Source organism: Sphingopyxis sp. GW821-FHT12F08 (assembly GCF_058806755.1).
The window spans coordinates 895530-917963 of record NZ_JBXAQA010000001.1 but is presented as its reverse complement, the minus strand read 5'-3'; the positions used below and the strand labels follow the sequence as shown (position 1 = coordinate 917963).

Below are 22434 nucleotides of genomic sequence, written 5' to 3'. Positions count from 1 at the left end.
CGTTCGAAAGAGGTATATGGCAATCGAAAGCAGCGACAACCCCGTGCCTCTGGGTACGGAGGGTGCGGGCAAAAGGCCATCTTTCCGTAGCTTGGCGATCGCGGCGCTGCTGTTGCTGCTGATCGGCGTCGTCGGTGGCGGCTGGGCGATGAATCGCTTTCTGGCCGCGGGCGATACCGCGCCGGTGACCAAAGTGATCGACACCGCGACGCCTGGCGGGACGCTGACGGTGGCGGGCGCGGGCGAGGCGCCGGCGGCGGTCGGCACGGCGCCGCAGCCGCTCGTCGCGCTCCCCGCCGACGGCTCGACATTGCCCGCGCGCGTCGCCGAGCTCGAACAGCGCCTGTCGCGCATCACGCTCGAGGCCGCCTCGGCGTCGGGCAATGCCTCGCGCGCCGAAGGGCTGCTCGTCGCCTTCGCGGTGCGCCGCGCGCTCGATCGCGGGCTGTCCTTGGGCTATCTCGACGCGCAGCTGCGGCTGCGCTTCGGCGACGACCAGCCCAATGCGGTCAAGACGATCATCGAGACCTCGCGCGACCCGATCACGCTCGAACAATTGCGCGCCGAGCTCGACGCGATCGCGCCCGAGCTCGTCGGGCGCAGCGGCGACGATGCGAGCCTGTGGACCGGGATCCGCCGCGAACTCGGCGAGCTGTTCGTGGTGCGCGCCGCGGGCAGCCAGTCGCCGCGCGCGATCGAACGGCTCGACCGCGCGCGCCGCTATCTCGCGGGCGGCATGGCCGACCAGGCGATCGCCGAGGTCGAGGCGATGCCCGGCGCCGCGGCGGCCAATGAATGGCTGATCGACGCACGCCGCTATCACGAGGCGCGCCGCGCGCTTGACCTGATCGAGACCGCGGCGATATTGGAGCCGCGCGGTGGCCAGCCCGCCGCGACGGCCGGAAAAGCTCCGGTAGCGACCACCCCCTAGCGCGCGCTCCGGTCCGGGGCGCTCGCGAACAGAGAAAGCCCCGTCCCATGGCCCTCGCCGATCCGCAGCGCGTCGTCGCGCTCGACCCGCTCGATCCCCTGATGCTCGACGCCCAGCTGAGCGAGGAGGAGCGGATGATCCGCGATGCCGCGCGTGCCTATGCCGAAGGCGAGCTGCTGCCGCGCGTGACCTCGGCCTTTCTCGAAGAGCGCTTCGACCGCGAGATCATGTCCGAAATGGGCGCGCTCGGCCTGCTCGGCGCGACGGTCGACCCCGAATATGGCGGCGCGGGTTTGAGCTATGTCAGCTACGGGCTGATCGCGCGCGAGGTCGAGCGCATCGATTCGGGCTATCGCTCGGCCTGCTCGGTGCAGAGCAGCCTCGTGATCCACCCGATCAACGCCTATGGCAGCGAGGAGCAGAAGCGCAAATATCTGCCCGGGCTGATTTCGGGCGAGCTGGTCGGCTGTTTCGGGCTGACCGAGCCCGACGCGGGCAGCGACCCCGGCGGCATGCGCACCCGCGCCGAAAAGGTCGCGGGCGGTTACCGCCTCAAGGGCGCGAAGATGTGGATCACCAATTCGCCGATCGCCGACGTCTTCGTCGTGTGGGCGAAGTCCGACGCGCATGACGGCGCGATCCGCGGTTTCATACTCGAAAAGGGCATGAAAGGCCTGTCGGCGCCGAAGATCGAGGGCAAGGTGAGCTTGCGTGCCTCGATCACCGGCGAGATCGTGATGGACGGGGTCGAGGTCGGCGAGGATGCGCTGCTGCCGCATGTGTCGGGGCTGAAGGGGCCTTTCGGCTGCCTCAACCGCGCGCGCTACGGCATCGGCTGGGGCGCGATGGGCGCGGCCGAATTCTGCTACGAGGCGGCGCGCAATTATACTGGCGAGCGCAAGCAGTTCGGGCGGCCGCTCGCCGCGAACCAGATCGTCCAGCTCAAGCTCGCCAATATGCTCACCGAAATCGCGCTGGGGCTGCAGACGGCCCTTCGGGTAGGCCGGCTGATCGACGAGGGCCATGTCGCCCCCGACATGATCAGCCTCCTGAAACGCAACAATTGCGGCAAGGCGCTCGATATCGCCCGCGTCGCGCGCGACATGCACGGCGGCAACGGCATTTCGGCCGACTATCATGTCATCCGCCACGCGGTGAACCTCGAGACGGTGAACACCTATGAGGGCACGCACGACGTCCATGCGCTGATCCTCGGCCGTGCGATCACGGGCATCAGTGCCTTTGCCTAAACCTCTGGCGGGCATCCGCGTCGTCGAACTGGCGCGGGTGCTCGCGGGGCCGTGGTGCGGGCAATTGCTCGCCGACCTGGGCGCCGAGGTGGTCAAGGTCGAGCGGCCCGGCGTCGGCGACGACACGCGCAGCTGGGGGCCACCCTTCATCGCGGGCGCCGAGGGTGAGAATCTGGGCGCGGCCTATTATCACAGCACCAACCGCGGCAAGTCCGGGGTGGCGATCGATATCGCGACCGTGGAGGGGCAGGCCGCGGTCCGCGCGCTGCTCGCCGACGCCGATGTCGTCATCGAAAATTACAAGCTCGGCGGGCTCGCCAAATATGGGCTCGACCCCGCGACGCTCTGCGCCGACTTTCCCCAGTTGATCGTCTGTTCGATCACCGGCTTCGGCCAGACCGGGCCCTATGCGCACCGCGCGGGCTATGATTTCATCATCCAGGCGATGGGCGGCGCGATGTCGCTGACCGGCGAGCCCGACGGCGCGCCGCAAAAGGCGGGGATCGCCTATGCCGATATCTTCACCGGCATGTATTCGGCGGTCGCGATCCTCGCCGCGCTGCGGCGTCGTGACGTCACCGGGGCGGGCGCGCATATCGACATGGCCTTGCTCGATTGCCAGGTCGGCGTGCTTGCCAACCAGGCGGCCAATTATCTTGCGAGCGGCGTGCCGCCGAAGCGCATGGGCAATGGCCATGCCAATGTCGTGCCCTATCAGGCCTTCGCCACCGCCGACGGCCAGCTGGTGATCGCGGTCGGCAACGACGGACAGTTTCGCAAGCTGTGCGCAGTGCTGGGCGAACCCGGCTGGGCCGACGATCCGCGCTTCGGCACCAATGCGGCGCGGCTCGCGAATCGCGCGGAACTGATCCCGCTGCTCGCGGCGAAGATCGCCGCGTGGGAGGCGCAGCCGTTGTCGCTGGCGCTCGAGGCCGAGGATGTGCCCGCGGGGCCGATCAACGACCTTGCCGGGGTGTTCGCCGACCCGCAGGTGATCGCGCGCAGCATGCGCTTCCGCCCCGAAGGCGCCTTCATCGACGGGCTGGCGAGCCCGATCGTCATCGACGGCGAACGCATGGTGGCGCCGGGCGGAGCGCCGGTGTTGGGGGGCTGATTTCGGGTTCGCCACGACATTTATAGCATGACGAGATTGGGAGAGCAGCTCTCCACCCCAAAACCGCCATTCGCGGCCAAGTATAAAGAAAAAGGGGCACCGCAGCGGGCGCCCATCTCCCCCTTTTTTTGGAGTGATAGCTGCGGTCAGAATTTGACCGTGCCGGTGACGAAGACCTGGCGCGGATTGCCGTAGAAGGCGGTCAGCGTGCCTTCGCGGCCGAGCGCCGAGGTCGGCAGACCATTGGCGCCGATGACCGGCACGCCGGTGACCGGATTGACGTTGATGAAGGTATAGCCCGACGTCTTGTAATGCTTGTTCGTCAGATTCTTGCCGAACAGGCCGAGGCTCCAGCGGCCCTCGGGCGCGGTGTAGACGAGGCTGGCGTCCCACAGCGCGAAGCCCTTCTGGTCGATATAGGGGTTGGGGATTTCGAACTGGTTGGTCTTGCTGCGGTACGACAGCGTCGTGCCGAAGCTGAGGTCGCCGTCGCCGATCGGGGTGGCGTAGGCGAGCGTGCCGCTCGCGGTCCATTTCGGCGTGTTCTGCACCTTGCGGAAATCGGCGACATCGGTGGGCGCGCCGCCGATGTTGGAGACGAATCGCTTGTATTGCGCGTCGATGTAACCGAGCGCGGTCGACAACGTCAGCCGGTCGCCTGATGCTGCGAGATCCTCGCCGAGCCGCGCGCGTCCTTCGAATTCGAGGCCCTTGAAGGTCGCCTTGCCGGCGTTCGACACGATGCCGCAGAAGCTGGGGAGGCCGCCGACGGTGCAGGCGACCGAGCCGGGGATCTGGACGTCGGTATAATCGGCATAGAAGCCGGCGAGTGCGACGTTGACCGCGCCGTCGAACAGGCTGCCCTTATACCCCAGTTCATAGCTTTCGACCTGTTCGGGACGGAAGCTGAGGAAGGCGGCGATCTCGGCATCGCTGCGGACGCCGTTGCCGTCGAGGTCGGGCGCGTTGGCGCCGACGCCGCGCGGGTCGAAGCCGCCGCCCTTGAAGCCCTGCGAATAGCTGGCGTAAATCGTGTGGTCGGGGGTCGGCTTGAAGGTCAGCGATGCGCGCGGGGTGAATTTGTTGAACTTGCGGCTGCCTTCGAAATCGGTGCCGGGGGCGCCGAAGGGCACACCCGCGCCGCCGAACACCGGCGACCCGCCGCCAAGATAATTCTGGCGCAGGATCGACGCCTCGCGCTTGTCCCAGGTGTAGCGGCCGCCGACCGACAGGCTGAGCTGGTCGGTGAAATCATAGGTCGCGTCGCCGAACACCGCGAGGGTCGTGGTGTCGACATCCGCCTCGGTAAAGGCGGTCAGGCCAGCGAGATTGTTGAAGATGCGCACGTCGAACAAAGTGTCGGCGGTCGCGTCGAGATAATAGAAGCCGAGCAGGCCCTTCAGCCGGTCGCCCTCGTAGAGCAGCTGGAATTCCTGGCTGATCTGTTCGTTGAAATAAAAGCCGGGGACATCGACGTCGACGGCGGGTAGCGCGTCGAAATCGATCGGGGTCGCCGACTTGTCCTTGCGCCAGGCGCTGATCGAGCGCAGCGTCACCGCGTCGCTGAGGTCGACGGTGACGTTCATCGCGAGGCCATAGGCTTCGATCTCCTGCTTCGGATCGACGAGGGCGCCGCGGCTGTCATAGACGCTGTCGAGGACGGGCGCGCCCGAAAGTAGCCCGGGAATCAGGCGGTGGCCGCCGCGCGGATCGCTCTTGTCCTTGCTGTAATCGCCCGAGATGCGGATCAGCACCGGCTCGCCATAACCGCCGAGCTCGACGGTGCCGCGCGCCGCCCAGACGTCCTTGTTGTAATTTTCGAGGCCGGTGGTGAGATTGTCGCCAAAACCGCCGCGCGACAGCCGCGCGACCGAGCCGCCGACGCGGAGCAGGTCGCCGATCGGCGCGCTCGCGCTGACGATCAGATCGGCCTGGTCATAGGTGCCGTAGCTGCCCTTGATCTTGAGCGAGAAATCCTGCGGCAGTTGCTTCGTCACATATTTGACCGCGCCGCCGATGGTGTTGCGGCCATAGAGCGTGCCCTGCGGCCCGCGCAGGATTTCGATGCGTTCGACGTCATAGATGTCGAGCACCGCGGCCTGCGGGCGGTTGAGATAGACGTCGTCGAGATAGAGGCCGACGCCCTGTTCGAAACCCGACACCGGATCCTGCTGGCCGACGCCGCGGATGAAGGCGGTCAGCGTCGAGTTCGAACCGCGCGACACTTCGAGCGTGGTGTTCGGGGTGGTCTGGCCGATTTCGGTGATGTCGATCGCGCCGGCCTTTTCGAGCGCTTCGCCCGAATAGGCGGTGACCGCGATCGGCACGTCGATCAGCCGCTCGTCGCGGCGGCGCGCGGTGACGACGATCTCGTCGCCGTCGTCGGTGCCCGCACCTTCCTCCTGCGCGAAGGCGGCGGGGGTGAAGGCGAGCAGCGACAGCGCGCTCGTGGCAAGGCAGGCGGCGCGCGAGGCGCGGGCGGTGTGGCGCATGATGTCTCTCCCAGTCGCGGCGGCCAATCGCCACCTCTCGATTTTCTTGGGCCTGGTCTTGCCAAGCCGCGCCTCACCCAATAATGAAACATGAACCAAGTTTCAACTTGGAAAATTTATCGGCTGTCTTTTGACGGCGGGTGATGCGAAAATGCCACGCTGGCCGCGCCGTTCGAGCGACGGAACGGACGGCGCGGGGGAGGACGGAAAGCAGATGATGGACCAGCCGCGAGTTTCCGCGCCCGGCAAGGGTGGCGAGGCGGGCAATCCCGACAAGGTGCCGCGGACCGAGCGGGGACGGCGGACGCTGCGCAAGCTGCTCGATGCGGCGGCGGTCGAGTTCGGCGAACGCGGTTTCCACGAAGCATCGATCAGCGCGATCACGCGCCGCGCCGGGACCGCGCTCGGCAGTTTCTACACCTATTTCGATTCGAAGGACGAAATCTTTCAGGCGCTCGTCCGCTATATGAGCGAGCAACTGCGCGACCATGTGACGCCGCTCGTCCAGGCCGCGCCCGACGGGATCGCCGCCGAACGCATCGGGCTTGAATCCTTTCTCGGCTTCGTGCGCGAGCATAAGGAAATATACCGGATCATCGACGAGGCCGAATTCGTCGACTACGCCAGCTATCGCCGCCACTATGAAACCACCGTGGCGCGCGTCCGCCAGCGCCTGGAAGCGGGGGCCGCGCGCGGCGAGCTCCGCGCCGACGTCGGCGAAATCCACGCCTGGGCGATCGGCGGGATGAACGTGTTCCTCGGCATGCGCTATGGCCTGTGGGACGAGGGCGCCGACATTGCGGAAATCGCACGCGTCGCGAACGATCTGTTGGCGAACGGGCTGGCGCGGAAGGATTGATATCGTCGCCCTCGCGGGGGCGACGGCCTATCGTGCAATCAAAAAGATCGCATGTTCGGCGCGCCAGCTCGCGGCGGCGTCGCTCGTCGGCTTGTCGCCCGACAGATACCAGGCCGCCTCGACCGCGATGCCCTTGGCGCCGATCAGGTCGCGAAAGTCGCTGACCGTCACATGGTGGATGTTCGGCGTCTCGTACCAGGCGACGGGCAGCAACCGCGTCACCGGCATGCGCCCGGTCCACAGCAAGGCCAGGCGCACGCGCCAATGCGCGAAATTGGGGAAGCTGACGAAGGCGCGCGGTGCGATGCGCAGCAGCTCGTCGACGACCAGGTCGGGGCGCTCGGTCGTCTGCAGCGTCTGCGAGAGGATCGCATAGTCGAAGGCGTCCTCGGGATAGTCGGCGAGGTCGCGGTTCGCGTCGCCCTGCACCACCGACTGGCCGCGCGCGATCGCCGCGGTGACGTTCGCGGGGTCGATCTCGAGCCCGCGCGCGTCGACGCCCTTGGCGCGCAGTGCTTCCATCAGCTCGCCGTCGCCGCAGCCGACGTCGAGCACGCGCGCCGATGACGGCACGGCGTCGGCGATGATCGCGAGGTCGGGGCGCAGCGCCATCAGAAGCCGCTCCCCAGCGCGCCCGCGACGAGCCGGTCGAGCGCAGGCACGTCGAGCAGGAACGAGTCATGCCCATAGGGCGCCGACAGCTCGACGAAGCTCGCGGCGGCGCCGACGCTCTGCAGCGCCTGGACGATGCGGCGCGATTCGGCGGTGGGATAGAGCCAGTCGGTGTCGAAGCTGACGAGGGTGAAGCGCACGTCCTTCGCCTTGGCGAACGCGCCTGCGAGGCGGCCGTCATAGGGATCGGCGAGGTCGAAATAGTCCATCGCGCGGGTGATGTAGAGATAGGCGTTGGCGTCGAAACGGTCGGTGAAGGCCAGCCCTTGGTGCCGGAGATAGGATTCGATCTGGAAATCGGCGTCGAAGCCGAAGCTCTTGATGTCGCGCGCCTGCAGCCGGCGGCCGAATTTCTCGGTGAGGCCGGCTTCGGAGAGATAGGTGATGTGCGCCGCCATGCGCGCGACCGCGAGGCCCTTGGTGGGCGCGCGCGCGCTGCCATAATATTGGCCGTCCTGCCAGTCGGGGTCGGCCATGATCGCCTGGCGCCCGACCTCGTGGAACGCGATATTCTGCGCCGAATGGCGCGCCGCGCTGGCGATCACCAGCGCCGAGCCCAGCCGTTCGGGATAATGCGCCGCCCAGGCGAGCGCCTGCATCCCGCCCATTGATCCGCCGACCACCGCGTGCAGCCGCGCGATGCCGAGATGATCGAGCAGCATCGCCTGCGCGCGCACCATGTCGCCGACGGTGATCACCGGGAAGGCCATGCCGAGCGGCGCGCCGGTGACCGCGTCGGGGGTCGCGGGGCCGCTCGATCCCATGCAGCTGCCGAGCACATTGGCGCAGATGATATGGAAGCGGTCGGTGTCGATCGGCTTGCCGGGGCCAACCATGCGCGCCCACCAGCCGGGCTTGCCCGTCGCGGGATGGTCGCTCGCGACATATTGGTCGCCGGTCAGCGCGTGGCAGAGCAGGACCGCGTTCGACTTGTCGGCGTCGAGCGCGCCATAGCTTTGCCAGGCGATCGTCACCGACGGCAGCGACTGGCCGCTGTCGAGCGGCAGCGGCGTCGGAATCGTCACGCTCTGGTGGATAATCTGATGGAGCGCGCTCGCCATGATGCGCGCGGGGCTAAGCGGCGCTGTGCGGGCTGTCAACGTGGGTGATATCGGAGGTTCACGCGGAGACGCGGAGACGCGGAGGGTTTCGGGACGCTGGCTTTGGTGGAGAAGAGTTTCGCGCAGAGGCGCAGGGGACGCAGAGATTGGGAATGAATAGGCGGCAAAGCCGCCAATATCCTTCTCCGCGCCTCCGCGTCTCCGCGTGAACCTTTTTCTCTGCGATCTCTGCGTCTCTGCGCGCAAAATCAACAACTGGACTCGCACGCCGCAGCCGCTAAACGCCGCGGCATGACCGACACGACCCCGACCCTCACGCCCAAGCCGTGGATCAGCGGCATCGCTCCCTATGTTCCCGGCAAATCGGCGGGCGCCGACGGCCAGCCGCTGATCAAATTGAGTGCGAATGAAAATCCGCTCGGTACCGGGGAAAAGGCGCGCGCGGCGTTCGCCGAGGCGCAGGGCGCGGCCGATGCGCTGTCGCGCTACCCCGATCCCGGCGCGAACGCGCTGCGGGAGACGATCGCGGCGAAGTTCGGACTCGATCCGGCGCGGGTGATCTGCGGCAACGGGTCGGACGAACTGCTCCACCTCGCCGCGGGCACCTATGCCGGCGCGGGCGACGAGATCCTCTATGTGCGCTACGGCTTCGCGGTCTACGAAATCGCGGCGCGGCGTGTCGGCGCGGTGCCGGTCGAGGCCGACGACAAGGATTATGCGACCGACGTCGATGCGCTGCTCGCGGCGGTGACGACGCGCACGCGCGTCGTCTATCTCGCCAATCCGAACAACCCGACGGGCACGCTCGCGACGCGCGAGGAAGTCGCGCGGCTCTACGCCGGGCTGCCCAGGGATGTGCTGTTCGTGATCGATCAGGCCTATTCGGAATATCTGTCCGAGGCCGAGGACGACGGCGGGCTCGAACTCGCGAAGACCCAGCCGAACGTCTTCGTCACGCGCACCTTCTCGAAGATCCACGGCCTCGCCGCCGAACGGATCGGCTGGGGCTATGCCAGTGCCGAGGTAATTTCGGCGCTGCACCGCATCCGCCTGCCGTTCAACGTCACCCGCGCAGGGCAGGCGGCGGCGGTCGCGGCGCTCGGCGACGAAGCGTTCGTGGCGAACAGCCGCGCGCACAATGCCGAATGGCGCGCCTGGCTGGCGGGCGAGATCGAGAGCCTCGGTAACCACGGCCTGCGCGTTGTGCCGTCGGCGTGCAATTTCCTGCTCGTCCTGTTCGAAGGCGCGGTGAGCGCCGAGACCGTCTACAACCGGCTGATGGACGCGGGCTATATCGTTCGCTGGTTGCCGGGGCAGGGCCTTCCCAATGCGCTGCGCATGACGATCGGCACCGCGGACGAGACGCGCGGGCTCGCGGCGGCGATCCGGGCTGCGGTCGAAGGCTGATGCCAGTGACGGCAGGCGTCGAGAAGGTCGCGATTATCGGGCTGGGGCTGATCGGCTCGTCGATCGCGCGCGCGATCGCCGAGCGATTGCCGGATGTGACGGTGGCGGGGCATGACGCCAGCGCCGACGTGCGGGGCGAAGCGCGTGCGCTGGGGCTGGGCAATGCGATCGTCGACGATCCTGCCGAAGCCGTCGCCGACGCCGATCTGGTGATATTGGCGGTGCCCGTCGGGCGCATGGCCGATGCGGCGGCGGCGATCGCGCCGGGGCTGAAGGCCGAAGCGATCATTTCGGACGTCGGATCGTCGAAGACGAGCGTCGCCGAGGCGCTGGCGAAGGCGCTGCCCGATCATGCCGTCATTCCGGCGCATCCGGTAGCGGGAACCGAGAACAGCGGGCCGGCCGCCGGTTTCGCGAGCCTGTTCGACGGGCGCTGGTGCATCGTTACGCCGGGTGCGGGGGCGCCCGAAGATGCGGTGGCCGCCCTCACCGCATTCTGGGAGGCGCTGGGCGCGCGGGTCGACGTCATGGACGCCGCGCATCACGATATGGTGCTCGCGGTGACGAGCCATTTGCCGCACCTTATTGCTTATACGATCGTCGGCACCGCGAGTGAATTGGAGGAGGTCACCGAGAGCGAGGTGATCAAATATTCGGCGGGCGGCTTCCGCGACTTCACCCGCATCGCGGCGAGCGACCCGGTGATGTGGCGCGACGTGTTCCTCGCGAACAAGGATGCGGTGCTCGCGACGCTGCAGCGCTTCAACGAAGATCTGACCGCGCTGCAACAGGCGATCCGCCGCGGCGACGGGGCGAAGCTCGAGGACTGGTTCACCCGCACGCGGGCGATAAGGCGGTCGATCATCGAGCAGGGGCAGGACGATGCCGCGCCCGATTTCGGGCGGAAACATTAGGTCCGACACCCAACCGTTCACGAATTCAGGGGGCTTTATAGCCTTCCAGCAACGCCTCGGGCGGGTTCAGCGCGTTGATCGCGCGCCAGACGCGCTCCTCGGCTTCCTCGCGCGGCAGGCCCGCGGGGATCGTCTCGCCGATCCTGTAGGTGATCGTGCCCGGCCATTTGACCCAGCGGCGCGGCGGATAAGCGTGGCCGCTGTTCACCGCGACGGGGATCACGTCGATGCCGAGCAGGCGGTACATGCCCGCGAAACCGGGGCGCAGCGGCGGCGCCTCGCCGTGCGGGACGCGGGTGCCCTCGGCGAACAGCACCAGCGGGCGCCCCGCGGCGAGCGCGGCCTTGGCGGCACCCAGCATCGCGCGCATCGCCTTGCCGCCGCCGTCGCGATCGACGGGGATCAGGCCGTAAAATTGCGCCGCCTTGCCCCAGACGGGGATCGAGAATAATTCTTCCTTGGCGAAGACCGCGGGGTGTTTGAACAGCCCGGGCTGCTCGATCGTCTCGAACGCGCCTTCGTGCTTGAAGACATAGAGCACGGGGATGTCGGGCATTTCGCCCTCGACCACGATCCGGTGGCCGAGCACGAAACGGGCGAAGAGGCGGTGCCCCTTGGCCCAGACGCGCACGAACCAGATCGTCGCCTTGTGCGAGATCGGCAGCGAGATCACCGCGCCGATCGAGCTGAAGCTGCTGATCAGGAAGAAGAGCAGCCAGAACAGGATCGAGCGGACAAGGGCGATGGTGTAGCGCATCAGAGCCCCAGCAGGCCGCCCGCCAGCCCCGCCAGATATTTATGATATTCGCGAAACAGCGTCGCGAAGCTCGGTTCGCTGTGCACCGCGTCGGGGACGATCGTCACTTCGTTTCCGACCGCGCGCGCGAGCTCATATTCGGCGCGGCGCATGTGCCAGTCGGTGGTGATCAGCCGCACGCTCTTGTAGTTGCGCCGCGCAACCCAGGTCGCGACCTCGGTCGCGTTCGAGCGCGTATCCTCGGCCTCGAAGCCCAGCGCGATGCAGCAATCGAACAATTCCTCGGGGCGCTTGTACTCGGCCGCGAGCTCGCGCGGCTTCACCTCGCGCGCGACGCCGCTGATCAGGAGGCGCTTGGCATCGCCGGCTTCGAGCCGTTCGAGCGCGCGGTCGATGCGGCCGGGACCGCCGGTGAGCACGACGATCGCGTCGGTCTTTTGCGCGCCCGCCGGCAACGGCGGCAGCAGCGCGAACCAGGCGAAGCCGAGCACCCAGGCCAGGAAGAGGAGGGAGAGCAGGCGCTTGATCATAAAATCTTCTTGAGCGCGGAGAGCAGGGTCAACCGCGCGGTCAGGGCTGCGAGCGCGATAGCCAATAGCGGCAGCGCCAGCAAGAGCGCCCAGCCCATGGGGCCGAGCGAGGCGGTCGCGGCGAGCCCCGAGGTCACCCCCGACCATTGCCAGCCGATCAGCAACATGATCGCCGCGGCGACGACGGTGCCGAGCGCGATGCCGTAAGCGGTGTCGATCGCGATGCGGCGCTGGAACAGCCGCGTGATCTGGCGGTCGGTCGCGCCGATCAGATGGAGCATCTCGATTGTCGCATAATGGGTGCCGAGCGCGGCGCGCGCGGTCATGATCACCACCGCGCCGCTGGCGAGCGTCATCAGGAGGACGAGGCCCGCGGCGACCCAGGCGAGGCTGCGGATCAGCCGCGCGACGGGTCCTAGCCATTCGGCGTGCGGGATGACGCGCGCGCCGGGAGCGGCCTCGGCGACGAGCGCGCGGAGCTGCGCCAGCTGGCCCGCGCGGTCGCCGCCGACGAAATCGACGTCGACGAGCGCGGGGAGGGGCAGCGAGCGGAGCACCGGGTCGTCGCCGCCCGCGCTGCCGAGCCACTGGCCGAGCGTCGCGAGCAATTCCTCCTGTCCGACCTGGCGCGCGTCGCGGACGAAGGGCGCGGCGCTGGCGCGGCGGCGGAGGTCGGCGGCCTGCTCGGCGCGCGTCACCGGATTGGCGGTGACGATCTGCACCGTCACCCGCCCGGCGATGGCATCGCCGATATTGTTCGCGGCGCGCGCGAGGCCCACGCCCGCGGCGGCGGCGAGCAGGGTGAGCATCATCAGGATCGCGATGACCCACGGCGTCGGCCCCGACAGGCGGCGGTCGGGCAGCAGGCGGCGGTGCTGGACGGGGACGCGCGGGATGATCATGACACCAAGCCCAGCCTAGACCCGGTTCGCCGGCGGATAGCGCAGCGCGCCGGTGGGATCGGCGAGGCGGCCCTTTTCGAGCCGCATCATCTGCGCATTGTCGATGCGGCTGATCAGGTGGATGTCGTGCGTCGCGACCACGACGGTGGTGCCGAGCCGGTTGAGCGCCTCGAACAGCCCCAGCAGCCGCATCGCCATTTCGGGGTCGACGTTGCCCGTCGGTTCGTCTGCGACGAGCAGTTGCGGGCGCGCGATCACCGCGCGCGCGATCGCGACGCGCTGTTGCTCGCCGCCCGACAGCGTCGGGGGAAAGGCATGCGCGCGCTCGGCCAGCCCGATCCAGCTCAGCATCTCGCCGACCGGACCCGACAGATCCTCCTCACTCACCCCCGCGATGCGCAGCGGCAGCGCGATATTATCGCGCGCGCTCAAATGCGGGATCAGGCGGAAATCCTGGAACACCACGCCGATGCGGCGACGAAAGCCGGGCAGGCGGTGGCGCGGCATATGCACCAGATCCTCGCCGAACAGCCGCACCAGCCCGCGGCTGGGGCGCTGGGCGAGATAGAGCATCTTGAGCAGCGAGGTCTTGCCCGCACCCGACGGGCCGGTGAGGAAATAGAAGCTGCCGGGCTGCAAATTGAAGCTGATGTCGGCGAGCACCTCGGCGTCGGGGCCGTAGCGCAGCCCGACCCGGTCGAACTCGACCATCGCCCCGCCGGTGCGGCCCGGACCGGCCTCGGTCATGGCGTCACACCGGGGCGGCACCCGCGTTCCGCGCTTGGCAAGGATGCAGCGTCGACGCCCATAGGCCGCCTGTTACATGGCTTTCCCACAAGGACAAGCGCCGAGTAGGGCACGCCAAGCGACGCGGCGCTTGCATGCCGCGAATCGGCGTGTTTAGAGGGATTCATGATCCTCGCCTGTCCAGCCTGCCATACGCGCTACGTCGTTCCCGATACGGCGATCGGCGCCAACGGCCGCACGGTGCGCTGCGCCAATTGCCGCCACAGCTGGTTCCAGGAGCCCGCGAGCGGCGCGGCGCCGCCGGTTGCCGCACCAGTACCCGCTCCCGCGCCGGTCGAACAGCCCGTGGCGGCCGCTCCTGAAGTCCGGGCATCCGCGTCGCCGGTCGAAGCACCGGCCCCGCGCGAAGCCGCCGAAACGCCGCCCGCCGCCGCCTTTGCCGCGCCGCCGGTCGAGCGACAAGTGACGGTCACCGACAGCGAGGCGCCGCTGCCCTTCCGCCGCCCACGACGCAACCCGGCGAAGCGCTGGACGCTGATCGCGGGGGGCGCCGCCGCGCTGATGATCGCGGCGACTGCGGGTCTCTACTGGTTCGGGCTGCCCGGCTGGGCGCAGGGGCTGGGCATTCCGGGGATGAGCGACGAACCCGATCTGGTGATCGAGCTGCCGCCGAACCAGGATCATCGCGAGCTCGCCGACGGCACCATCTATTTCGCCGCATCGGGGGTGATCATCAACCCGACCGACCGCGAACAGCGCGTCCCGCCGATCCTCGCCGAGCTGCGCGATGCGCAGGGGACGATCGTCTATAGCTGGACGATCAAGCCGCCGGTGCGGATGCTGCCGCCCAACGAGAAGGTCAATTTCAGCGAGGCCAAGCTCGACATCCCGCGCCGTGCGACGCAGCTGACGGTGAGCTGGGCGCTACCGAAGGGCTGACCAGGCTCAGGGCTACGGTCATAATTCAATGGTTTGACGTGACGCCACGGCGTCACAGCAACAGCGCCGCCCCGAGCGACAGCAGGAAGCTCGTCAGCGTCGCGACGATGATCGGCGCAAAGCTGCGCCAGCCCTGGTCGAGCAGCAGGTGCAGCCGCGCCTTCATCGCAGTCGCGACGATCGCGAGCAGCAGCAGCGCCTGCGCGGCGGTCGCGGCGCCGTCGGTGACGGGCTGCGGGATCGCGACGAGCGAATTGAGCACGGCGATGGCGAGGAAGCCGAGGATGAACCAGGGGAGGCGGAGCGGGATGCGCGTGCGCGCGGCGCCCCCCTCTTTGGCGCCGTCGCTCCGCGCGAGCCACAGCCCGACGAGCATCAGCATCGGCGCGAGCAGCGCGACGCGCGTCAGCTTGACGATCGTCGCGACCTCGCCCGCGGGCGCCGAGAAGGAAAAGCCGCCGCCGATCGCCTGCGCGACGTCGTGGATCGACGCGCCGATCAGGAAACCCGCCTGCGCGTCGGACAGGCCGAGCTGCGCGGCGAGCACGGGATAGAGCGTCATCGCGAGTGCGCTGGCGACGGTGATCCCCACCAAAGTCAGCGTGAAGCGCGCCTGGTCGACGCGCTTGTCGCCGATCAGCGAATAGAGCGCGAGCGCCGCGGACGCGCCGCAGATCGCGGTCGCGCCGCCCGCGAGCAAAGCGGCGTGGCGGTCCTGCCGGAACAGCCGCGCGGTCCAGACGGTGATCGCGATGACCGCGACCATGATCAGCACGAGCAGCGCGAAGGGCAGGGGCCCAAGGTCGACGAGCTGGTCGGCGGTGATCCGCGCGCCGACGAGCACGATGCCGAATCGCAGCGCGGTCTGCGACATCAGGTCGAGCCCGGCGTGAGTGCGCCTGTCCTGCGACAGGAAGCTCAGCGCCAGCCCGATCAGCAGCCCCATCAGGACGATCGGCGCGGCATAATGGTCGGCGAGCCAGGCGGCGGCGAGCGCCGCGATCGCGGTGACGAGGATGCCCGGCACGAAGTCGCGCCACTGGTGCCGCGCCGGCGGATGCGCCTCGAGCTGCATCTCGCCATAAAGGTCGGCGGCCATCGGCCAGTCGTAGTCGGATGCCTTCACCTGCGCTCCCCTGCGGGCTCGCTTCGCACATCCGCGATGCAGCGTCGATAGGCCATTGCTGGCGGCCCAAGCTCTTGCTAGAGGCCGCGCTCTACCGGCACCCGTAGCTCAGCTGGATAGAGCGCTGCCCTCCGAAGGCAGAGGCCAGGGGTTCGAATCCCTTCGGGTGCGCCATTTTTTCGCAGGATCCCTGCGGTTATCAGCGCAGCCCTTCATCGTCCCCCTGCAGAAACTTGCAGGAACAAATCGCGATTCGCGCGGGGCCTCCGTACAATTCCCGTACAACTCGTTCGCCGACTGTTCCGCCTCCTCCGCCCCATCCTCTCGCTCCCTCTGCTGCTGGCCTACTCCCTTGTGGCTGAGCCTTCTTACCGGGCTGATCGGAGAAGGTGGAAGCGGGGGTGGGGCGGTGATGCCTGCCTGTCGAAGCCCCGCCGAGGCCGAGGTTCGGGTCGCCGTTGTCGAACGGCTGCGGAAGCCGCGTCCCGAGGCCCGCATCATGCACGACGTCAACGCCAGCAGCTATGGCAACCGGATCGACCTACTCGCCGTCGCGCCCGCTGAGATCATCGCGGTCGAGATCAAGTCAGCCAAGGACAAGCTCGATCGACTTCCGGACCAGCTCGTAGCGGTGCGAGGCTGTGCCCACACCGTTATTGCTGCGCTGCACGAGAAGTTCTTGATCGAGAAAAAGACCAATGAGTACGCGGCGCATATCGCTGCGCCGGCCACACCAACCTATCTCAAAGTACAGGCCGATCTGCCTATCAGGCAGCATGACCTGTCTTCCCGCACGATAGCGGCAGCCGGGTAAACGCGCGATCCAGGGTCTCGCCCCAGGCGGAGCAAAAGGAGACCGACATGACCGTGAATACCGTCTTGCATGCCGACAGATCGGGCCTCGATGAGCTCGTTCCGTCGCGTTACGCCGTACAGGTCGGCGACATCGAGGTGCTGGTGATCAGCGACGGCATTCTGCCGATCCCGGCCGAGGTTCTGGCGCACAATGTCGAGCGCGGCGTGCTCGAAGACTGGCTGGACGAGCAGTTCCTGCCCCACGATGTCGCCGAGTGGCCGCTGAACGTCCTTGTCGTGCGCAGCGGCGACCAGACCATCCTCGTCGACTCCGGGCTGGGCTTCGATCCGAACCTCGCCCTGTCCAAGGCCGGGCGACTGGCGCAGCGGCTGGAGGCGGCCGGGATCGACCTCGCGTCGATTACCGACGTGGTGCTGACCCACATGCACATGGACCATATCGGCGGACTGATCGTCGACGGGATGCGCGACCGGATGCGTCCGGACCTGCGCATTCATGTTGCGGCGGCCGAGGTCGCGTTCTGGGAGGCGCCCGATTTCTCCCGCACCGCCATGCCTGACGGTTTCCCCGACGCGCTTCGGGCCGCGGCCAAGCGGTTCATGAGCCAATATGGCAGCCAGGTGCAGACCTTCGAGGAAGTCCATGAAGTGGCGCCCGGCGTCGTCGCGCAGCGCACCGGCGGCCACACCCCCGGACATTCTATGGTCCGGGTCTCGTCCGGCGGTGAGCGGCTCACCTTCGTCGGCGACGCCATATTCCAGGTCGGATTCGATCAACCGGACTGGTTCAACGGCTTCGAGCACGACCCCGAGGAATCGGCCCGCGTCCGCATCAATCTGCTGCGGGAGTTCGCGATGACCCGCGAGCCGTTCGTAGCGACGCACCTTCCGTTCCCGTCGGTCTATCATGTAGCGGTGGCGGGCGATGCATTTCGTGCGGTCCCCGCGGTCTGGGATTTTTGATCGCCTTTTGCGTTGGGAACAAGGCCGTGGACCTATGGGCCGGGACTCACAAACACCCATCCGTGGTCAGGTTTGCAGGAACCGCTTCAATTTCTCCGCCAGGTAGCGTTTGATACGTGCCCAGTCACTGCCCTCGCGCGTCCCCGCATAGGCCAGCCCCGCGGCGAGGTGCACCGTCGCCACGGTGCCCTTGCCGGCGGTGCTGTCGATCAGGAATTTGCCCCCGACACGCTCTGCGCGCTCGCGCATCGTCGTCAGTCCGAAATGGCCTTCGCGCCCGCCCTGCCGCAGCACCGGTTCGGGAATGCCCTGGCCGTCGTCGGCGAAACGGATCTCTAGCGCATCATGGCCGAAATGGATCGCGACATCGACCTTGGCGGCCCGCGCGTGATGCGCGATGTTGAAAAGCGCTTCGCCGCCGATCAGCGCGATTTCCGATGCGATCAACGGATCGACCGGCCGGGCCTGGCCACTGCTTTCGATCCGCACCTGCACCGGCGGATCGAAGGCGCGCGCTGCGATCAGGTCGCGCAGGATGCTTTCCAGGTCCGACGCATCGCCGGGGCCGCGTAGCGCCTGCACCCGGTCGCGGCCGTCCGCGATCACCGCGTCGGCGAGGTCGAGCGCCTTCTGCAGCGACGCTCGCTCCGGCTTTGCCTCGGTCATCCGGTCGACCGCCGCCTGAAACTGCAGCACCAGTCCCTGAATGCCCTGCAGCAGCGTATCGTGCAGATCGCGCGAGATACGCTCGCGCTCGTTCACGCGCTCCTCGAGCCGTGCGTGCAGGCGGCGCATCGCGGCGGCGTAGCGCCACCGCGTGACGATCCAGAGCAGCAGCAGGACCAGCGCGGCGCAAAGCAGCAGGAACCAGCGCGACTGGACGAAGGTCGGCGGAATCGTGAATTCGACGGCGGCGCCTGCGTTGTTCCAGACGCCATCGTCGTTCGCAGCGATCACCTGGAAGCGATAGGTGCCCGGCGACAGATTGGTATAGAAGGCCTGTCGCCGCGTTGCCGCGTCGACCCAGCCCATGTCCTGTCCTTCGACGCGATAGCGGACCTGCGTCGCCCGCGGGTTGGAGAAGCTGAGGATGGCGAAATCGATCTCGATGTCCGAGGTGCCCGCCGGGAGAGTCAGCTGGCCCGGGTCGCGGTAGATGCGATCGGCCGATAGCGCGCTGATCGACACGGTCGGCGGTTCGCGGCTGCGGGCGATACTGGCGGGATCGAGCCATAGCGTGCCGGTCTGGGTGGCGATCCAGAGCCGGCCGTCGCCGCCGCGCACGATCGCCCGCCGGCTATGGTCGTGCGGCAGGCTGCGGAGGCCGTCGAGCGAACCGAAGACGCGGGGGCGAAGGCGCCGCGCGGGGTCGGCAAAGGCGGCATGCAGATCGGCGGCGGGCATCTGCGATATCCCGCCCGGTCCGGCGAGCCAGATGTCGCCCGCGGGGGTCTGGACCATGCCGTTCACCCCGCTGAACAGCGGCATGCGGCGCGCCGAGATGCTCTGGAAATGTCCGCCCTGAAAGCGTGCGATCCCGAAGCGGCCGGCGACGAGCAGGCTGCCGCCTGGCGCGGGATAAAGGGCGGCATCGTCGGGTTCGTAGCCGTTCCAGGGAATAGGCGTCTTGTCCGCCGTCGCGCCGTCGATCCGGGCCAGCATGCGATTGTTCCACTGGACGAGGATGCGCCCGGTCCGGTCGGCGACCATCGATTTCGGGATAAAGTAGCGGCTGGCCGGTCCCATGGGATGGTCCCAACGTCCTGCACCGAGCCGCGCCATGCCGCCGAACGAAGCGGTGACCCAATAGTTGCCCTTCGCGTCGAAGGCGCAGTCGTAGAGGGTCGAGGTCAGCGGCACTTCGGTGGGCAGCCAGCGGGTGCGCCCGTCGCGCCAGATGGCGATTCTCTTGCCGTCGCCGATCCAGATCGCGCCGCCCGGCGCCTCGCACAGCGTCGCCGGTTCGCCCGCGGTGCGGAAGATGGGTGTGGGATGCCCCCCGGGCGCGACGCGCCAGACGGTCGACGCCTGCCCGATATAGACCGCGCCGTCCGATGCCTGGAGCAAGAGGTCGCCGAAGGCGGCGGGGTCGGTCAGCTGCGGTTCGAAGCGCAGCGTCGCGGGCCAGAAGCGGTCGATGCCCTTTTCGGTCCCGACCCAGATATTGCCTTCGCGGTCCTGGAACGCCGCCATCATCGCGTTCGACGACAGGCCGTCGCGCGCGGTGAAATGCTCGACTTGCCGGCTCGCTTCGGCGCCGTTCGCGGCGCCGCGTGGGTCGGGCCGCGCGACGCGCTGGAGCCCGTCATAATAGGTCGCGATCCACAAATTGCCTTCGCGGTCGAACAGCGGCCGGCCGCGGATTTCGGCGGCGTCGGTGTTGTAAGCGTGGCGCAGCGTCGGCGGCTCGCCGCGCCCGCCCGCGCCGCTGAGCGGATAGCTGCCCCGCGCCTCGGTCAGCCATATCCGCTCCTCGGGATCGACCGACAGGCGGCCGAGCATGCGCCGCCTGAACTGGATGGTCTCGAAACGCTCGCTGCCCGGCGCGAGGCGCTGGACCGCTGCGGTGTAGGAGAGCCAGACACCGCCGTCCTTGGTCACCACCATGCTGAAGGGGTTGTCGATCGCTGCGCCCGTCTCGCGGCCGTAGCTTGTCCATCGCCCCGCGCGATAGCGCATCAGCGGCAGCCCGATCCGCTCGGTCAGCACCCAGACCGTGCCGTCGGCCGCCTCCTGCATGTCGGCGACGCGGTCGGGCGAGCGCGGCGCGCGCAGGAATTGCAGCCGGCCGCCGCGATAGACGGCGAAGCGCCCCGAGCGTTCGAAGCTGGTCCAGATATCGCCGTTCCGCCGCACGAGGATCGCCGACGGCGGGCCATGGGTGACGAGGTCGAAGCCCTTGCTGATCTCCTCGAAGCCGATCCCGTCGAAGCGGAAGAGCCCCGTGGCGGCGGCGATCCATATATAGCCGCGACGATCCTGCGCGACCGCGAAGACCGGTCGCGGTGCATCACTTTCCTCGCTCCAGTGGCGATGGTGATATTGATAGACCGAGCGCTCGAACGCCGCCGGCGCCGCGCACGGGATCGCGGCGAGCAGGACGAACAACAGGATCGCGAACCATCGCCGCACCGACACCCCTCCAGTCGCGCACAGATTAGCGCCGGAGCGGGCGGGGACGAAGCGCAAAAGGGAACCGGTGGCAGCTGGTTCGGCGCCGCTATGCGTCGGGCGCGGCGACGGGGAGGCGGAAGCTGATCTCGGCGCCCGGGCCGGCGCGATCGATCACCTCGATATGGCCGCCATGCGCGTCGACGATCGACTGGCAGATGCTGAGGCCGATCCCCATGCCGCCCTCCTTGGTGGTAAAGAAGCTGGTGAAGATCCGGTCGGCGTCTTGGGCCAGGATGCCGGTTCCGGTGTCGGCGACGGCGATCCGCACCCAGCCCGCGGCGTGCCGGCTGCGCACGACCACCGCGCGCTGGTCGCTTTCGGCCGCCTCGATCGCCTGGACGCTGTTGATCAGCAGGTTCATCAGCACCTGGTGCAATTGCACGCGGTCGCCGCGCACCGGCGGCAGCGCCGGGTCGAGGTCGAGCGACAGCGCGATCCTTTTCTCCAATGCCTCGTGACCGACGAAGCGCAGCACCTCGCGCACCGCGGCATTCAGGTCGAGGTCGGCCCACAGCGGCGGGCGATGCGCCGCCATGCGCTGGATGCGCTGGATGACCGCATTCGCATGTTCGGCGCTTTCGGCGATCCGGTCGATGCGGTCGGCGACGCGGTCGAGCGATCCGTCGCGCGACAGCCAGCGCCGGCTCGCCGCGGCATTGGTGATGATCGCGGTCAGCGGCTGTTTCACCTCGTGCGCGATCGAGGCGACCAGCTCGCCCAAGGTCGAGACGCGCGCGGCATGCGCGAAATCGGCCTGGAGCCGGCGGAGCTCGGCCTCGGCGCGCAGCTGGTCGGTGATGTCGATCATCGCGAGGAAGGTGGTGGCGGGATCGTCGGGGGGCTGGGGAAAGGTGACGAGCAGCAGCACGTCGAGGGTCCGGCCGTCGAAGCCGTTGATCCGGATTTCCTCGATATGGTTGCGCTTGCCCTCGAAATGCGCGGCCATCACGCGCGTCGCGGCGTCGGGCGTGGCTTCGAAGATATAGCGCACCGGATTGCGGAACTGCGCCTCGCCGCCACCAAGCAGGCGCACCGCGGCATGGTTGACGTCGGTGACGATCACCGTGTCGCACGCGAATTCGACCAGCTCGGGATGGCGCGCCAGATGCCGCGCGACATCGGTGACCCCCTCGGCGCGCAGCGCGTCGAACATCCGGCCGGGGCTGCGCGCGTCGATCTGCCACAGCGGGATCGGCATATGCTCGAGCAGCCGCCGGAAGCCGCCTTCGGCGTCGGCACCCATATCCTCGGGGCCCGTGCCCGGCCGGGCGCCGGTGTCGCCGTGGGCCGGCACCGGCCCGAACTCGATGAAACCGGGTGCCGCGTCGGGGCCGCGCTGACGGACGATGCGCAGCGGAACATCGATCGGTGCGCCGCTCATCCGGCGGCGCGTGACGACCCCGTGCCATTCGGCGGCGTCGGCGACCTCGGCCAGCGGGAACCAGTGGGCGGGCGCGAGCGGGTCGAGGCATCGCCCCACGGTCGTCGCGGCCGGCCAGCCATAGAGTTCGGTCGACGCCGGGTTCCACTGGCGTACGGCGCCGTCTTCGTCATAGGCGATAATGCTCTGGCTCGCCTGGTCGAACAAGCCGTCGAGGGGTGGCTCGCCGGGGTGCCCGGGTTCGATCGCCGCGTCTGCCGGCGCATGGCCATTTGCTTTTCCGTTCGCCGACCGCGTCATTGGTTTTCTTGTCCGACTCCCATCAGAACCCCGCGCCTCTTTGCTGGCGCGGGTGGAGGAGCGCGACCCCCGGAAGAGGGGGCTGGCGCCCCCTCTTCC

Annotated in this window: 19 protein-coding genes and 1 tRNA gene; 10 read left to right on the top strand and 10 right to left on the bottom strand. The window is 68.2% G+C overall.

Annotated features, from left to right (window positions below; genetic code table 11):
* The first annotated feature begins 91 nt into the window (after window positions 1-91).
* The 3 genes from AC1RNQ_RS04435 to AC1RNQ_RS04425 are packed head-to-tail and all read left to right on the top strand — an operon-like array spanning window position 92 to window position 3295.
* Window positions 92-931: a mitofilin family membrane protein gene (locus AC1RNQ_RS04435; RefSeq protein WP_493169241.1), complete on the top strand. Its 840-nt coding sequence runs from the start codon at window positions 92-94 to the stop codon at window positions 929-931.
* 47 nt (window positions 932-978) lie between these two features.
* A complete protein-coding gene (locus AC1RNQ_RS04430; RefSeq protein ID WP_493169239.1) occupies window positions 979-2181 on the top strand; it encodes an acyl-CoA dehydrogenase in 1203 nt (400 codons plus the stop codon).
* A complete protein-coding gene (locus tag AC1RNQ_RS04425; protein ID WP_493169238.1) occupies window positions 2174-3295 on the top strand; it encodes a CaiB/BaiF CoA transferase family protein in 1122 nt (373 codons plus the stop codon). Before AC1RNQ_RS04430 ends, AC1RNQ_RS04425 begins: the two co-directional genes overlap by 8 nt.
* A gap of 146 nt (window positions 3296-3441) precedes the next feature.
* Here the strand turns inward: AC1RNQ_RS04425 and AC1RNQ_RS04420 are convergent, their stop codons facing one another.
* A complete protein-coding gene (locus AC1RNQ_RS04420) occupies window positions 3442-5787 on the bottom strand; it encodes a TonB-dependent receptor (RefSeq protein ID WP_493169236.1) in 2346 nt (781 codons plus the stop codon).
* A 217-nt stretch (window positions 5788-6004) separates the two neighbouring features.
* Here AC1RNQ_RS04420 and AC1RNQ_RS04415 point away from each other — a divergent pair, with 217 nt between their 5' ends.
* Window positions 6005-6646 carry a TetR/AcrR family transcriptional regulator gene (locus tag AC1RNQ_RS04415; RefSeq protein WP_493169400.1) on the top strand — a complete coding sequence of 214 codons (642 nt, stop codon included), beginning with the start codon at window positions 6005-6007 and terminating at the stop codon, window positions 6644-6646.
* A gap of 27 nt (window positions 6647-6673) precedes the next feature.
* Here the strand turns inward: AC1RNQ_RS04415 and metW are convergent, their stop codons facing one another.
* Together metW and metX are read right to left on the bottom strand one after the other, a co-directional pair.
* Window positions 6674-7258, bottom strand: coding sequence for a methionine biosynthesis protein MetW (gene metW, locus AC1RNQ_RS04410; RefSeq protein WP_493169235.1), 585 nt, complete (start codon window positions 7256-7258; stop codon window positions 6674-6676).
* Complete coding sequence (gene metX, locus AC1RNQ_RS04405) at window positions 7258-8379, bottom strand: homoserine O-acetyltransferase MetX (RefSeq protein WP_493169234.1); 1122 nt, start codon at window positions 8377-8379, stop codon at window positions 7258-7260. The genes metW and metX overlap by 1 nt, the downstream gene beginning before the upstream one ends.
* 291 nt (window positions 8380-8670) lie before the next feature.
* On the opposite strand from metX, the gene hisC reads away from it, so the two are divergent.
* A complete protein-coding gene (gene hisC, locus AC1RNQ_RS04400) occupies window positions 8671-9786 on the top strand; it encodes a histidinol-phosphate transaminase (protein WP_493169232.1) in 1116 nt (371 codons plus the stop codon).
* Window positions 9786-10700 carry a prephenate/arogenate dehydrogenase family protein gene (locus AC1RNQ_RS04395; protein WP_493169230.1) on the top strand — a complete coding sequence of 305 codons (915 nt, stop codon included), beginning with the start codon at window positions 9786-9788 and terminating at the stop codon, window positions 10698-10700. The genes hisC and AC1RNQ_RS04395 overlap by 1 nt, the downstream gene beginning before the upstream one ends.
* A 25-nt stretch (window positions 10701-10725) precedes the next feature.
* Here AC1RNQ_RS04395 and AC1RNQ_RS04390 read toward each other — a convergent pair whose 3' ends face one another.
* From AC1RNQ_RS04390 to ftsE, 4 genes are read right to left on the bottom strand one after another with little or no spacing between them, the layout of a single operon-like run.
* Window positions 10726-11457: a lysophospholipid acyltransferase family protein gene (locus tag AC1RNQ_RS04390; protein WP_493169229.1), complete on the bottom strand. Its 732-nt coding sequence runs from the start codon at window positions 11455-11457 to the stop codon at window positions 10726-10728.
* Entirely contained in the window at window positions 11457-11987 is a 531-nt protein-coding gene (locus AC1RNQ_RS04385) for a YdcF family protein (protein WP_493169227.1), read from the bottom strand. The genes AC1RNQ_RS04390 and AC1RNQ_RS04385 overlap by 1 nt, the downstream gene beginning before the upstream one ends.
* Window positions 11984-12889 (bottom strand): cell division protein FtsX, encoded by a 906-nt coding sequence (locus AC1RNQ_RS04380; protein ID WP_493169225.1) that lies wholly within the window; start codon window positions 12887-12889, stop codon window positions 11984-11986. Before AC1RNQ_RS04380 ends, AC1RNQ_RS04385 begins: the two co-directional genes overlap by 4 nt.
* 15 nt (window positions 12890-12904) lie before the next feature.
* Window positions 12905-13636, bottom strand: coding sequence for a cell division ATP-binding protein FtsE (gene ftsE, locus AC1RNQ_RS04375; RefSeq protein ID WP_493169223.1), 732 nt, complete (start codon window positions 13634-13636; stop codon window positions 12905-12907).
* Window positions 13637-13801: 165 nt separating this feature from the next.
* On the opposite strand from ftsE, the gene AC1RNQ_RS04370 reads away from it, so the two are divergent.
* Window positions 13802-14575 (top strand): zinc-ribbon domain-containing protein, encoded by a 774-nt coding sequence (locus tag AC1RNQ_RS04370; protein ID WP_493169222.1) that lies wholly within the window; start codon window positions 13802-13804, stop codon window positions 14573-14575.
* Between the two features lie 52 nt (window positions 14576-14627).
* On the opposite strand, the gene AC1RNQ_RS04365 is transcribed toward AC1RNQ_RS04370, so the two are convergent.
* The gene (locus tag AC1RNQ_RS04365) at window positions 14628-15674 is read right to left on the bottom strand and encodes a YeiH family protein (RefSeq protein WP_493169399.1); all 1047 of its coding nucleotides are present in this window, start codon (window positions 15672-15674) and stop codon (window positions 14628-14630) included.
* 124 nt (window positions 15675-15798) lie between these two features.
* Between AC1RNQ_RS04365 and AC1RNQ_RS04360 the strand changes: the two genes are divergently transcribed.
* The 3 genes from AC1RNQ_RS04360 to AC1RNQ_RS04350 all read left to right on the top strand — a co-directional run bounded on the left by AC1RNQ_RS04360 (window position 15799) and on the right by AC1RNQ_RS04350 (window position 17480).
* Window positions 15799-15875, top strand: a tRNA-Arg gene (locus AC1RNQ_RS04360).
* A gap of 238 nt (window positions 15876-16113) precedes the next feature.
* A complete protein-coding gene (locus tag AC1RNQ_RS04355; RefSeq protein WP_493169398.1) occupies window positions 16114-16515 on the top strand; it encodes an NERD domain-containing protein in 402 nt (133 codons plus the stop codon).
* 47 nt (window positions 16516-16562) lie between these two features.
* On the top strand, window positions 16563-17480 hold the full coding sequence (locus AC1RNQ_RS04350; RefSeq protein WP_493169220.1) for an MBL fold metallo-hydrolase: 918 nt from the start codon (window positions 16563-16565) through the stop codon (window positions 17478-17480).
* A gap of 66 nt (window positions 17481-17546) precedes the next feature.
* Here AC1RNQ_RS04350 and AC1RNQ_RS04345 read toward each other — a convergent pair whose 3' ends face one another.
* Together AC1RNQ_RS04345 and AC1RNQ_RS04340 are read right to left on the bottom strand one after the other, a co-directional pair.
* Window positions 17547-20612 carry a sensor histidine kinase gene (locus tag AC1RNQ_RS04345; RefSeq protein WP_493169218.1) on the bottom strand — a complete coding sequence of 1022 codons (3066 nt, stop codon included), beginning with the start codon at window positions 20610-20612 and terminating at the stop codon, window positions 17547-17549.
* An 88-nt stretch (window positions 20613-20700) separates the two neighbouring features.
* Window positions 20701-22335 carry a PAS domain-containing sensor histidine kinase gene (locus AC1RNQ_RS04340; RefSeq protein ID WP_493169217.1) on the bottom strand — a complete coding sequence of 545 codons (1635 nt, stop codon included), beginning with the start codon at window positions 22333-22335 and terminating at the stop codon, window positions 20701-20703.
* Between the last annotated feature and the right edge of the window lie 99 nt (window positions 22336-22434).